General features: G+C 68.2%; 12 protein-coding genes. 7 read left to right on the top strand and 5 right to left on the bottom strand.

The features are described 5' to 3' along the window. Positions 1–36 precede the first annotated feature (36 nt). Positions 37–1,152: a 3-deoxy-7-phosphoheptulonate synthase gene (locus tag L1Z78_RS21680; RefSeq protein ID WP_234638410.1), complete on the top strand. Its 1,116-nt coding sequence runs from the start codon at positions 37–39 to the stop codon at positions 1,150–1,152. A gap of 65 nt (positions 1,153–1,217) precedes the next feature. Here the strand turns inward: L1Z78_RS21680 and L1Z78_RS21675 are convergent, their stop codons facing one another. Both L1Z78_RS21675 and L1Z78_RS21670 read right to left on the bottom strand, forming a co-directional pair. Beyond that, complete coding sequence (locus L1Z78_RS21675) at positions 1,218–2,960, bottom strand: hybrid sensor histidine kinase/response regulator (RefSeq protein ID WP_234638409.1); 1,743 nt, start codon at positions 2,958–2,960, stop codon at positions 1,218–1,220. 15 nt (positions 2,961–2,975) lie between these two features. Continuing rightward, a complete protein-coding gene (locus L1Z78_RS21670) occupies positions 2,976–3,608 on the bottom strand; it encodes a response regulator (protein ID WP_234638408.1) in 633 nt (210 codons plus the stop codon). 141 nt (positions 3,609–3,749) lie between these two features. Between L1Z78_RS21670 and L1Z78_RS21665 the strand changes: the two genes are divergently transcribed. After that, positions 3,750–8,216: a M36 family metallopeptidase gene (locus L1Z78_RS21665; RefSeq protein ID WP_234638407.1), complete on the top strand. Its 4,467-nt coding sequence runs from the start codon at positions 3,750–3,752 to the stop codon at positions 8,214–8,216. 61 nt (positions 8,217–8,277) lie between these two features. On the opposite strand, the gene L1Z78_RS21660 is transcribed toward L1Z78_RS21665, so the two are convergent. Further along, positions 8,278–8,904 carry a hypothetical protein gene (locus L1Z78_RS21660; RefSeq protein WP_234638406.1) on the bottom strand — a complete coding sequence of 209 codons (627 nt, stop codon included), beginning with the start codon at positions 8,902–8,904 and terminating at the stop codon, positions 8,278–8,280. Between the two features lie 77 nt (positions 8,905–8,981). After that, positions 8,982–9,764 carry an SDR family NAD(P)-dependent oxidoreductase gene (locus L1Z78_RS21655; protein WP_234638405.1) on the bottom strand — a complete coding sequence of 261 codons (783 nt, stop codon included), beginning with the start codon at positions 9,762–9,764 and terminating at the stop codon, positions 8,982–8,984. A gap of 66 nt (positions 9,765–9,830) precedes the next feature. On the opposite strand from L1Z78_RS21655, the gene L1Z78_RS21650 reads away from it, so the two are divergent. After that, a complete protein-coding gene (locus L1Z78_RS21650) occupies positions 9,831–10,766 on the top strand; it encodes a LysR family transcriptional regulator (RefSeq protein ID WP_234638404.1) in 936 nt (311 codons plus the stop codon). A gap of 72 nt (positions 10,767–10,838) precedes the next feature. On the opposite strand, the gene L1Z78_RS21645 is transcribed toward L1Z78_RS21650, so the two are convergent. Beyond that, entirely contained in the window at positions 10,839–11,276 is a 438-nt protein-coding gene (locus tag L1Z78_RS21645; protein ID WP_234638403.1) for an acetyltransferase, read from the bottom strand. Between the two features lie 253 nt (positions 11,277–11,529). Between L1Z78_RS21645 and L1Z78_RS21640 the strand changes: the two genes are divergently transcribed. From L1Z78_RS21640 to L1Z78_RS21625, 4 genes are all read left to right on the top strand, one after another. Continuing rightward, positions 11,530–11,700: a hypothetical protein gene (locus L1Z78_RS21640; protein ID WP_234638402.1), complete on the top strand. Its 171-nt coding sequence runs from the start codon at positions 11,530–11,532 to the stop codon at positions 11,698–11,700. Between the two features lie 346 nt (positions 11,701–12,046). Continuing rightward, positions 12,047–12,403, top strand: coding sequence for a hypothetical protein (locus L1Z78_RS21635; RefSeq protein ID WP_234642235.1), 357 nt, complete (start codon positions 12,047–12,049; stop codon positions 12,401–12,403). 25 nt (positions 12,404–12,428) lie between these two features. Then, positions 12,429–12,743 carry an ArsR/SmtB family transcription factor gene (locus L1Z78_RS21630; protein ID WP_234638401.1) on the top strand — a complete coding sequence of 105 codons (315 nt, stop codon included), beginning with the start codon at positions 12,429–12,431 and terminating at the stop codon, positions 12,741–12,743. Next, the gene (locus L1Z78_RS21625) at positions 12,740–13,096 is read left to right on the top strand and encodes an SRPBCC family protein (protein WP_234638400.1); all 357 of its coding nucleotides are present in this window, start codon (positions 12,740–12,742) and stop codon (positions 13,094–13,096) included. Before L1Z78_RS21630 ends, L1Z78_RS21625 begins: the two co-directional genes overlap by 4 nt. Positions 13,097–13,169 lie beyond the last annotated feature (73 nt).

Raw genomic sequence — 13,169 nt, 5'->3', positions numbered from 1 at the left:
CCCGCCCGCCCTGGCACTACGCGCGACAATAGCGCCATGACCATCCCCACCCACGCACAACGCGGCGCCAAGGCGCCGAGCACGCACGACACCACCCGCATCGACGACCTGCGCATCAAGGCCGTGCGCCCGCTGATCACGCCGGCCCTGCTCCAGGAATGGCTGCCCGCGCCCGAGGCCGCGCAGCAGCTGGTGGAGTCCAGCCGCGCGGCCATCTCCGCCGTGTTGCAGGGCCGCGATGACCGGCTCATCGTCGTCGTCGGCCCCTGCTCCATCCACGACCACGACCAGGCCATGGACTACGCGCGCCAGCTCAAGGCGCAGGCCGACGCCCTGGCCGGCGAGCTGCTGGTGGTGATGCGCGTGTATTTCGAGAAGCCCCGCACCACCGTGGGCTGGAAGGGCTACATCAACGACCCGCACCTGGATGGCAGCTTCGCCATCAACGAAGGGCTGGAGATGGCGCGCGCCCTGCTGCTCGATGTGCTGGAGCTGGGCCTGCCGGTGGGCACGGAATTCCTGGACCTGCTGTCGCCGCAATTCATCAGCGACCTGGTGAGCTGGGGGGCCATCGGCGCGCGCACCACGGAAAGCCAGAGCCACCGCCAACTGGCCAGCGGCCTGTCCTGTCCCGTGGGCTTCAAGAACGGCACGGATGGCGGCGCCAAGGTGGCCAGCGATGCCATCCTCGCGGCCAGCGCGCCGCATGCCTTCATGGGCATGACCAAGATGGGGCAGTCGGCCATCTTCGAGACGCGCGGCAATGGCGACTGCCATGTGATCCTGCGTGGCGGCAAGCAGCCCAACTACGGCGCCGAGCATGTGCAGGCTGCCTGTGCCCTGCTGGAAGGCTCGGGCCTGAGGCCCCAGGTGATGATCGACGTCTCGCATGCCAACAGCAGCAAGCAGCACCGCCGCCAGATTGATGTCGCGGCCGATGTCGCGCAGCAGATCGCCGGCGGCGATGCGCGCATCACGGGGCTGATGATCGAAAGCCACCTGCGGGAAGGGCGGCAGGACATCGTGCAGGGCCAGCCGCTGGCGCATGGCGTCTCGGTGACCGATGCCTGCATCAGCCTGGAGCAGACGGTGCCCGTGCTGGAGCAGTTGGCGGAGGCCGTGAGGGCGCGGCGGGCGAAGCTGCGGGGGTGAGCGCAGGATCCGGTGGTCTTGTGCCGTGCCCGGCCCTCGGGCTCGTGCGAGCCGGGGCTCCAGATCTAGGCAGGCGACAGCTTCCGGGCCTGCGCCAGCGTGCCCAGTGCTTCTCGCAACTGGCGCGTGGACACGGGCTTGTGCAGCAGCAGGGCCGCGGTGGACTGTGCGTCGCGCAGCCGCTGCGGCGAGGTGTCGCCCGTCATGATGATGGCGGGAACGGGCCACCCCAGGTGCCCGCGCAGGGCCTGCAGCGCCTGCTTGCCCGTTTCCTCGTTGCGCAGCCGGAAGTCGGTCACGATCACGTCGGGCGACCGGTCCGCATGCAGCCCGGCCAGTGCGTCGGCTCCCGACTCTGCGCAAATGCACCGGCAGCCCCAGCTTTCGAGCAGCGACTGCATGCCCTGGCGCACGGCTTCATCGTCATCGATCACGAGGATGCGCAGGCCATGCAGGCTGCTGGTGGCGGCTGCTGCCGGACAGGCTTCGTCCTCCAGCGTTCCCGACCACAGCGGCAGCCACAGCCGGAACACCGACCCCCGGCCCGGGCGTGAGCGCACCTGGACCCGGGCCTGCATGGCGTGGGCCAGGCGCTGCACGATGGCCAGCCCCAGGCCCAGCCCCTTGCGGCGGTCGCGCTCGGAGTTGCCGAGCTGGTGGAACTCCTTGAAGATGTCCTGCTGGTGCTCCTCGGCGATGCCGCTGCCGGTATCCCAGACCTCCAGGGCCAGGCCTGCTTCACGCGGGCGGCAGGTGACCAGGACGCCGCCTGTCTGCGTGTAGCGCAGTGCATTGGAGATGAGATTGCGCATGACCAGATCCACCAGCACCTTGTCGGCCAGCGCGGCGGCCGTGGTCTCGCGCGTGCGGTAGACCAGGCAGGCCGCGTCGGCCTGCACGCCGAACTCCTGCTCCAGGGCACCGAGCAGGGGCTGCACCGCGAACGGGGCCGCATGCGGCTGCACCACGCCCGCGTCCAGGCGAGAGTAGTCCAGCAAGGTGTTGAGCATCTCCGAGGCCGCCGCCGAGGCCGAACGCGCATGCCCGAACACGGTGGCCTGGCGCGGGGACATGGCATGCCGCTCCAGGGAGTCCAGAAACAGGCCCAGCGCATGCAGCGGCTGGCGCAGGTCGTGGCTGGCAGCCGCAAGGAACCTGGACTTGGCAAGGTTGGCGGTCTCGGCACGGTCGCGCTCTATCTTCAGTTGTTCCACCAGGGCCGCGTTCTCGAAGCGCAGACGCACGCTGGCGAGCAGGGTGTTGTAGGTGCCCCGGCTGTAGTACAGGTTCACCGCGAACAGGCACAGGGCAAACACCCCGTAGACCTGTGCCAGCCCTTCGCCCACGGTGAAGCTGCGTGCCGCAAAGGGCAGCACCAGCAGCACCTGGGCAATGGCCGCCGCCGGCGCAAACGCCGCGAACGAGGCGATGGTGCCGCAGGACAGCCCCGCGATGACGATGCAGACGAAGGCCACCAGCTGCGGCTGCCCGGGCAGGTACAGCGCCCAGCCCAGCCAGCCCCACAGCGCACTGGACACACTGCTGCCCACGGTGAAGTACCAGGCCCAGGCACGGCTGTGCGCGGGATCGGCGTGGCGCGCATGGGCCAGGCCCAGCACCAGGCGGGCCAGCGTCACCACCAGGACCAGGCCCGCCCAGGCCAGCAAGGTGGAGTGCGGGCCGTAAGGCCACAGCACCGCCAGCACCGGCACCGGGATCACGAAGTTGGCCAGCAGCACGGCGCGCGACTGCCGGTACAGCAGCGCGACCAGGGCCGAGCGCTCGCAAGGGGTGAGATCGGAGGCCAAGGAAAGTGCTTCCCGTCAGACCGCGATCGGGGAGGCGGGTGGCTCCACCAGCCCCAGGCTTTGGGCACGCAGCAGCGCCGCGCTGCGGCTGCCCACGCCCAGCTGGCCGAAGATGGCGGCCACGTGGACACGCACCGTGTTCTCGCTCAGCCCCAGATCGCGCGCGATCAGCTTGTTGGACTTGCCCAGGCACAGCAGGCGCAGCACGTCGATCTGGCGGGCCGTCAGTGCCGGCGTGGCCGCGGGTGCGGGCTCGGCGGCTGCGGCCGCAGGAAAGCAGCTGCGGCCCGATAGCGCCAGGTCGATGGCCGCCAGGATGTCGTCCCCGCTGGCGGACTTGGGCAGAAAGCCGTCGGCGCCGCGCAGACGGGCCTCGCGCACCGCGTCCGGCGCCACGCTGGCCGATACCAGCACGATGCGCGCACGGGGAAAGGCCGCGCGCAGCGGGCGCAGCCCGTCCAGCCCGTTCATGCCCGGCATCAGGATGTCCAGCAGCACCAGGTCGACCGGCATCGGGGCCAGCGCGCAGGCCTGGGCGATGGTGCCGGCCTCGGCGATGCCATCCACCCCGGGATGCTCCTGCACGATCAGGCGCAGGCCGGTGCGAAACAGCGTGTGGTCGTCGATGAGCAGCAAACGGGAGGGCATGGCGCAAGTATCGGACAAGCTGAAACGGCGTGGCCTAGTCTTTTTGTGCGATGGACGCGTACACGTCTTGTTGCACATACTGCGCCCGATCCCGCGAGGCCGATGGCCTGGCATTCCCTGCCGCTCTTACCGGGCTCCGTCATGACCTCTTGCCTGCACCCACTGTCCATTCTGGTCGCCGCATGCACGGCCTTTGCCGCCCCCCCGGCAGCCTGGGGCAGGGAGCTGCCCGCGCTGGACGCGCTGGGCGACGCGCCTTTGCGCATGCGGGCGCAGGCCGATGTCGCATCCGCCGGTGAGCCGCTTCCTGCACAGGTCCACCGGATTTCACGCGAGGAACGCCTGGGCCTGCCGACCTTCGTCCAGCTGGGAGCCCTGCCCCGGACCGAGCTCCCCATGCGCGCGCAGGCCGTGGCACGGGACCCCGCAGGCGCCGCCCGCTCGGTGCTCAAGGGGCTGGCCGGCCTGTACGGCCTGAGTGAGCGGGAGGTGGAGGATGCGCCACTGCACCATGTGCAAAACCTCGCGGCGGGAGCCCGGCTGGTGCGCCTGACCAACCAGCGCGACGGCATCGAGGTCTTCCGCGAGCAGGCCACGGTACTGTTCGACGCCCGGGGGCAGGCCAGCGCCATTGGCGGCTATCTGGGCAGCACGGCGCTGGCCCCGGACCAGCGCCCGGCGTCCGGGAGCGCACTGGCCGCAACGCACGCCTTGGCCCGTGCGTTGCAGGATTTCGGCTTTGCACCCGGCGTGGCGTCGCAACTGCAAGGAGCGGCCGCCACCGGCCGCCGCCCCCCGGGCCCCTATCAATGGTGGGGACTGCCCGAGGGCGTGCATGGCGCGCAAGGCGCCAGGCTGCTGGGGCCCGCACGCACCAGGCCCGTGTGGTTCCGCCTGCCCCAGGGCCTGGTCCGTGCCTACCACGTGGAACTGCAGGTGCGCGAGAAAGGCCTGCTGCATGCCTATTCCTACGTGGTGGCCGCCGATGATGGACGCCTGCTCAGGCGCAGCTCCCTGAACGCGCATGCCCAGACCTTCCGATACCGCGCCTGGGCCGACCCTGCAACGGGTGTCCCACTGCCAGGGCCGCAGGGGCGCAACGCCTCGCCGCATCCCACGGGGCTGCCCGATGGCTTCGCTCCCATGCTGGAGCCTTCCCGCCTGGTGGCGGCGGGCCATGCCGTCAATCCCTGGCTGCCCGATGGTGCCCGTTGGACGCAGGGCAACAACGTGCAGGCCTTCGCCAACCTTTCGCAGCCCGAGGGCCTGGGACCGGTGGACGCCGACGAGTGCACAGGCCCGGTGGCCGATGACTTCCGTGCCTGTGCCACGGCACCGGGCCTCTTCGACCATGCCTACGATCACGCGCGCGACCCCTTGTCCGACAAGTCCCAGGCGGCTGCTTCCGTGGTCAACCTGTTCTATGTGAACAACTGGCTGCATGACTGGTTCTACGAGGCCGGTTTCGACGAGGCTGCGGGCAATGCCCAGGCCGACAATTTCGGCCGCGCAGGCCTGGATGGCGATGCCATGGTGGCGCAGGCACTGGATCTCTCGAGGATCAACAATGCCTCCATGGTGGTGCCTGCGGACGGCAGCTCCCCGCGCATGAGCATGCACCTCTACCTCAATCAGGACGTGCGGCTGGAGGTGCGGGCGCCGGCGGCGATCGCGGCAACGGTGGCCGCGGCGGGCGCGGATTTCGGCCCCCCCGTCGCCGACGTACAGGCCAGCGTGGCCGTGGCCGAGCCGGCCGAGGCCTGCGGGCCTCTCGCCAATCCGGCGGCCATCACGGGCCGCTTCGCCCTGGTCAGCGCGACCGGATGCCCCTTCGACATGAAGGCTGACATGGCCCAGCGTGCGGGCGCCGTCGGTGTCGTGATCGTGGGCCATCGTCCGGGACGGCCCATGTCCATGGGCATCCACGACCCTGGCTTGCAGATACGCATCCCGACGGTGCAGATCTCCAAGGCCGACGGCGACCGCTGGCTGCAACGCCTGTCGGTCCCGGAAACCGTTTCACTCAGCCTTGGGCAACGTTCCGTCTACCGCAGCAGCGCGCTGGACAATTCCATCATCACCCACGAGTGGGGGCACTACATCAGCAATCGGCTGATCGGCGATGCCAATGGCCTGGGCACCCCCCATGCCCGCGGCCTGGGCGAGGGCTGGAGCGATTTCCATGCCCTGTTGATGATGGCCGGCGAAGAGGATGGCCAACGGCCTGGAAACGCGAACTACCAAGGGGCCTACGCCACCGCGACCTATGCGGCTGGCGCCGTGCAAGGCCCTTCCCTGGACGCCCTGGATTCGGCGCTGTACGGCCTGCGGCGCTATCCGTACTCCACGGACATGGCCAGGAACCCGCTGACTTTCAGGCACATCCAGCGCAGCGAGGCCTTGCCTGCGCAACCCGCCCCGGGCTTTGACAGTGACAACGCCGAAGCGCACAACATGGGCGAAGTCTGGGCCAGCATGCTGTGGGAGTGCTATGTGGCCCTGCTCAATGCCCATCCGTTCCATGAGGCGCAGGACCGCATGAAGCGTTACCTGGTGGCGGGTTACAAGCTCACGCCCATCGACCCCGTGCTGACCGAGGCGCGCGATGCGCTGCTGGCCGCGGCCCTGGCGATGGACCCGGCGGACCACCGGCGCTTTGCGCAAGCCTTTGCCAAACGCGGAGCAGGTGCCTTGGCGCGATCCCCGTACGACCGCTATACCGTCACCAATGATGGCGTGGTGGAAAGCTATTCCACGGGAGGGATGCTGGAGGCTGATGCCTTCTCCCTGTCGCTGGAGCAGGCCGGCAGCCAGCGCTGCGACGCGGACCGTTTCCTGGACAGCGGCGAGACCGCGGTGCTGCGGCTGACGCTGCGCAACCAGGGCTGGGCTGCCGTGGACCAGGGGGAGGTGAGCTGGGGGGCGAACCTCACGGGCCTGGAGTTTCCGGATGGCAACCAGACCGGCGTCCCCTCCCTGGCACCCGGCCAAAGCGCGGTGGTCACGGCCCGCATACGCCTGAACGGGCTGGCGGCCCCCGCGCTGGGGCGCATCACGGCGGCTGTCAGCCATCCCGGCCAGCCCCAGGGGCCGCAGCACAACTACCTGGCCGTTCCCTTGAACCTGGACGTGCATGCTGGACGCTCGGCCACGGACAGCGCCGATGCACTGCCATCGGCCATGACGTTCACCAGTACCTCGCCGCAGTACGCGGACGCCTGGGGCGTGGCGGTGGAGGCCGCGCCCAATCTTTTCTATGCGGCGGGCTCGCCAGGGGTGGCCGGATCGCACCGGATGCAGACCCCCTTGCTGCAGGTGGCGAGTACCGGCGACTTCACCGTTTCGTTCCGGCACCGGCACGCGTTCGAAACGGATGGGGCGTACCACTATGACGGCGGGCAGCTGATGATCTCCACCGACGACGGCAGCACCTGGCAGCGTGTCGATGGCCTGGCCTACAACGGCATCCTGGCCGAGGGCGGCGGCAACCCGGCGCAGGGCGAACCGGCCTTTGTCGGCGACAGTGCGGCCTTGCCCGGTTTCATCCAGGCCTCGGTCAACCTGGGGGGCGCCTATTCCGGGCGGGCCGTGCGCCTGGCCTGGGTGATCCACAGCGACAGTGTCTTTGCCAGCGCGGGCTGGCAGGTCGATGACATCGTCCTCACGGGCCTTGCCAACCAGCCTTTCCCGCAGGCCGTGGCCGATGCGCAGACCTGTGCAGGCCCCGAGGCCACCATGGCCGTGGTGGACGGCTCGCCGCAATCCGCTCCGGTCGGCACCCGGTTTGGCCAGCTGCTGCGCCTGAGGCTGAGCGACGCCCATGGCCAGCCGCTGGCGAACCGGGCCATCACGTTCACGGCTCCCGGGTCGGGACCCTCGGCCCGGTTCGCGGGGGGCGGTGCCAGCGTGCAGGCCGTGACCGATGCCCAGGGGATGGCGTCGGTCGAGGCCACGGCGAACGCCCTGCATGGCAGCTATACCGTGGCTGCCGTGGGCGGTGGCGCATCGGCGGGATTGACGCTGCGCAACACGGTGGCCGCCCAGCAGCCGGGCGCTGGTGGCCGGCTTGCGTTCCAGGGCCCGTCGCCGGGCGGGCAGGGCGCGGTCGAGTTCACGGTGCACGGCGCCCTGCGGCCGCTGCCGGCCCACGCCTACTACTCGCAGGCGCGCATCACCACGCAGGCGCAGGCGGGTGTGCCGCCGCTGGAAGGGTTCCATTTCCCGTTCGGGCTGGCGGGTTTCGTGCTGGAGAATGCCGGGCAGGGCAATGCGGTGACCTTCCACATCCGATATCCGGCGGCCCTGCCGGAAGGTGCCGGATACTGGAAGTACGGACGGACCAGCCCCACCGCAGCGCCGCACTGGCACCGCCTGCCCATGGCACGGATCGATGCCCGCACCATTGCGATCACGCTGACCGATGGAGGCCTGGGCGACACCGACGCCATGGCCGATGGCAACCTCACCGACCCGGGTGGGCTGGCAGTGCCGGTCGGGGGGGCCGCTCCGGCAGGTGTTCCCATCCCTTTCCTGTCGCCGCAGGCCCTGGCCCTGCTGGTCCTGTGCATGGCCTGGCTGGGCGTGCGTGCGGGGCGCGGCCGCCGTTGACCGGCAGGCCGGCGCCGCTCCTGCGAAGCCCGTGCCATCTGCCGAACCCGCGGATGGCCCTTCAGGGCGACCGGGCGTCGACGGGTTCGGGCCTGGCGTCCTGGGGCCGGTTCTTGTCGATGCGCTTCGAAACCATGGGCCAGTCCGCCAGATGCGTACGCACCATGTCGCGGACCTCGGCCTCACCGCGCGCCGTCAGCACCGTGGCGTAGCGAAACCCGCTGCCGCCCGTGCGCTGGATCACGAAATCTCCGACATAGGTGACCTCGCCCGCCTGCAGCCGGACGCAGTCCTCCTTGCCCAGGTCACCGATTCGCGCGGAACGCATGGGAAGGGACGGGTAGTGCTGGCCGAAGTGTATTTCGTCGGCGCATATCCAGCCGGGGAGCACCTCGTAGGCCACCAGTTCCCCCGCCCGGGTGAAGGGCAGGAACAGCCGCTTGCCCTCTCCAAAGTCCGTGGAGGCGCCCCAGGAGAAATCCGGCCCGGCTGCGTTGCCCCGGTAGGCGAAGCTGATGTTGCCGTCCTCGCGCGCCGAAAGAATGTGCACGCGCGAGACGACAACGGCACTGGCCGGCCCCGGGATGGCCGATGTCTCGTCCATGGCCAGGACGGCCCTGCGCGGCGTGGCCGTTTCGCAGGCCGTCAGCAGCAAGGCCGCCATGAGGCACGAGAGCAGAAATCGCATGGGTATTTGAGTTGAGGGGGGGATGCGTCGGAACTTGCGGCCTGATTCTGCCTTGCATCCACGAGAACCAGAGACATTCAAGCCGGGTGCACTGCAGGCCTCATCACGCGCGCCGTGAACCGGGCCATGAACTCGCGCGTGGCAATGCGCGCGCCCAGGGCCGTCAGGTAGTTGGCGCATCCGTGCACCACCGAGGCGCGGTTCGCGCCGAAGGCCTTCAATCCGAGGCGAACCACCTCTTCGGCGGACGCTTTTTTCCCGAAGGCCGCGGCTTCGCCGGCACGGGTGAAGAAGGCCGTCTCGGTAGCGCCCGGGCACAGGGCCAGCACCCGCACGCCGCGTGGCCGGTACTCGGCCCAGAGTGCCTCGCTGAACGAAAGCACGAAGGCCTTGGTGGCCGCGTAGACCGCCATGTAGGGCACCGGCTGGAACGCCGCCGTGGAGGCGACGTTGATGACGCCCCCCTGCCTGTGCTCCAGCACGGGCAGCAGCAGGCGCGTCAGCTCCACCAGGGCGCACACGTTCAGGTCGATGGCCTCGCGCTGCACGGCCAGCGTCAGGGCATCGAACCCGCCGTGGGTGCCGAAGCCCGCATTGTTCACCAGCACATCCGGCAGCAGGCCCCTGGTGGTGACGGCATCGAACACCCGCCGGGCCGCCCCGGGTGTCGCCAGGTCTTCGACCAGGAATGTGGCGCCGGGCAATTCGCCAGCGAGCTTTTCGAGCCTGTCGCGGCTGCGCGCGACCAGCACGACCTTGGCGCCACGGCGTGCAAGCTCCCTGGCGAAACCTTCGCCGATGCCCATGGAGGCACCGGTCACCAGGACGGTTTTCTGCGAGAAATCAAAAGGGGTTTTCATGCACTCGAGTATTGCGACGGGGTGCCCGCCTGGGAATGGGCAGCGCTGGTAAGCTGATTTGCATTCATGAAAACCCAATCGCCGACCACCTGGGATGACCTGCGCGTGCTCCTGGCGCTGCACCGCCACCACAGCCTTCTTGCCGCGGGCGCTGCCCTGGGCCTGTCCACCTCCACCGTCGCACGGCGCATCGAGGCACTGGAGCATTCCCTGGGGCGGGTCCTGGTACAGCGCAGCAGTGCAGGCACGACGGTCGAGCCCGATGCGATGGAACTGGTGGAGCTGGCCGAGCAGTTCGAGCTGGGGCTGGGCGGTATCAAGCGCGACGACCGGCCCGATGAGAAGGCCCATGCGCTGACCGGCACCATCCGCGTCAGCATGGGCGAGGGCTTCGTGAAGCCCGTGACCGCCGTGCTCTCGCAGTTGAGAAGCGCGCACCCCGGACTGCATATCGAAGTGGCCGTGGAGTCGCGCTTCACGGATGTGGGGCGGCGCGAAGTGGATGTCGCGCTCAGGGTCGGACGCTCCAGTTCGGCCGTGGTGGTGGAAAAATGGGCGGGGCAACTGACATTTGGCCTGTACGCCTCGCAGGGCTATGTCGAGCAGCGCCTGCCGGGCCGCCAGCTGCGCGTGCAGGACTTCGCCAACCAAGATTTCGTGGGGCAGGACCTGGCCACCGGCAGGCAGGACGCATCCAACCAGTGGCTGGCCAGCCGGGGCGCCTCCCGATTCGTCTTTCGATCCGGCTCCGACCTGGCCCGCCAGGAGGCCACGGAGCAAGGGCAGGGCATCTGCCTGCTGCCCGACGCCATGGCCCATGCCGTGCCCGGCCTGGTGCGGCTGGAGGTGGATGCGCCACTGCCGTCCTGCCCGGTGTACCTGGCCTATCACCGCGACCGCCGCAACGTGCCGGGCGTGCGGGCGGTCATCGAGGCGCTGGGGGCGGCGCTGGCTGACGGGCTGAAGCCGCCCGCAGAAAACGCGGCAGAGGAACGACCCTGAGTCGAACTGGAATGCTCCCGGTCTGGTAGACAAACCCCAGCCTCAAGCCGAGGCGCAGCGGCCTGCTTCCAGCTAGCCCTGGTATCGCAGGTGAATAAGAGGATAAGGGCGTCCCTGCGAATCCACCTCCGAACGCCCTGTTTCAACGAACCCCATCCGTTGATAGAAGCCAACCGCTTGGGAGTTCTGCATGTTGACGTCTGTGCTCAATTTCCCGTGCAGCGCCAATCCATGCTGCAACAACTGGCGGCCGATGCCGGTGCCACGGACATCCGGATCGATGAACAGCGCCTCCATGTGCGTGCCATCGATCAGCATGAAGCCATGGGGCTGGTCATGCTCATCGACAGCAACAGTCACCGGCGCATGAGGTAGAAACGCGACCACTTCGGCATCAATTGCCTTTCGATCATCGGGACTGAGGAAGTGATGGGTGGCGTCTACGGAACGCCGCCAAAGGTCAACCAGGGCGGCACCATCTTCAGGACGTGATGCGCGGAGTGTGTACATGGCAACTTTGCAAATGATTCAGCGTTGCGTGAAGTATGACGGTAGACAGCTGCGAAGTCGCCTCGGCTCCTGTGGAATGCGCTGAACGCCACCTTTGTGTCGCCAGCGCCTATTCTTGGGCCGCTATAGCGGATTTCCAGGAGTCCCCTGGGTCACCGTCGACTAGTTAACTGAAGTCCGTCGCAGGGCCGGCTTGAGCCTTGGTGCTCGGATGACCGGTATGCGGCCGTGACTGAATGTTCACGATGAGACCATGAGCGACAGCAATCGCTGCACAGCAGACATTGCCAGTGACGGCTTGATTGACTGCAACGGGTCGAGAGCCGTCGTCTGGTTGTCTCCTCTGAACGTCGGCAACCAGCCTGAAGCCGTCGCCCGGAAGCTGGGAGCGGATGACCGCTTATGGCTGTTTGCCGTCGTCTGAGAAGAGCAGCCTCCCTTGGCGATATCGATACGCAGTCAGCGATCTCTTGCCGCTTGATCCTGCCAACATGCCGTCATAGGGGCTGCAGTTCCTTCACCCCTACCGGCCAGCCACCAAACCCAGCACGGCTTTTTTCGCCTGCGCCCGACTGCCGCGAGCCAGCTTGCTCCACGCCAGGATCATTTCGGCAAGATCATCGTCCTCGCAACAAAGGTAGGCAGTCGGCGCCCCGAGGACTTGCGCAATCCGGCGAGAAATTTTCACGGGCGGTCGCCATCGTCGTATCCAAGCCGAGGACAACCATCCTACGAATTCCGTAGAGACGCCTCTTGGCTATTCAACGAGCATCGCAGGATGCCTCATCATCCCGATCCTTCATCAGCAGGGCGCCGCGCTGGATGTCCTGGACCTGCCCGCTCGCCACAAGGTCACGGCCATCAACTGCGTGTGCCGCGACCTGCTGCGCATCTACTACGTCAAGGCGGATCAGGCGCAGTCGCTGGAGCCGCAGGACAAGGAACTGTTGGGTCTGCTGCACGACACGGCGGTGAACCTGGGCTATGCCATCGAGGTGGTTGACCATCTCAACGGCGATGAGGCCGACGACCCCATCCTCTATGCCGTGAGCTATCTGCTCAAGGCGGCCAAGCGGTTTGCGGAGGAGGGCGTGGCGGCGGGATCGGCGTGCGGGGCTTGCATTTGAAATAAGTGATTGCTAAAGTGTCGCCATGCCCGAGAACGACATCTTCAAGGCCCTGGCCGACCCTACGCGCCGCTCCATCTTCGAGAAGCTGGCCGCCGGCAGCCTGCATGCCAGCGCGCTGCGCGAGGGGATGGATATCAGCCAGTCGGCCATGTCCCAGCATCTGTCCGTGCTGCGCAACGCGGGGCTGGTGAGCGAGCAGCGGCAGGGGCGCTTCATGCATTACGAGGTCGATCCCGAGGGACTGGCGCTGATCGCGGGCTGGCTGGCGAAGTACCGCGCCTACTGGCCGCAGCGCGTGGATGCACTCAAGGGCTTGCTCAAGGACATGGACCAATGAACAAGATGAGCAATATGGACACCGACGATGCGGCCTGCGAGCTGGTGCAGGAGTACGCGCTGGACGCCCCGCCCGAGAAGGTCTGGCGCGCGCTGAGCATTCCCGAGCTGCGCGCGCAGTGGCTGCCGGGTACCGAGCATGCCGAGGCTTTGCACCAGGAGCCGCAGCGGGAACTGCGCCTGCGGCTGCGCGAGGCGGAGCCGCCCTTTCTGGAAAGCACGGTGGACCTGCAGATCAGCCCCGCAGCGGATGGCGGCACGCTGCTGCGCATCGTCCATGTGCTGACCGATGCGCGCATGCAGCCCGCCAGGGAAGCGGCCAACGACGGCGGTTTCCTGATGTACGCGACCTGAGGCCCTGCCCCGGCGACGGGGCGTGCGGCGCAGGGCGGCAGCCCTTTCTTTTCCAACCCAACCCACAGGAGTT

Source organism: Delftia tsuruhatensis, assembly GCF_903815225.1.
GTDB lineage: Bacteria > Pseudomonadota > Gammaproteobacteria > Burkholderiales > Burkholderiaceae_C > Comamonas > Comamonas tsuruhatensis_A.
The sequence above is the reverse complement of the archived record's forward strand: the minus strand, read 5'-3'. Positions and strand labels throughout refer to the sequence as shown.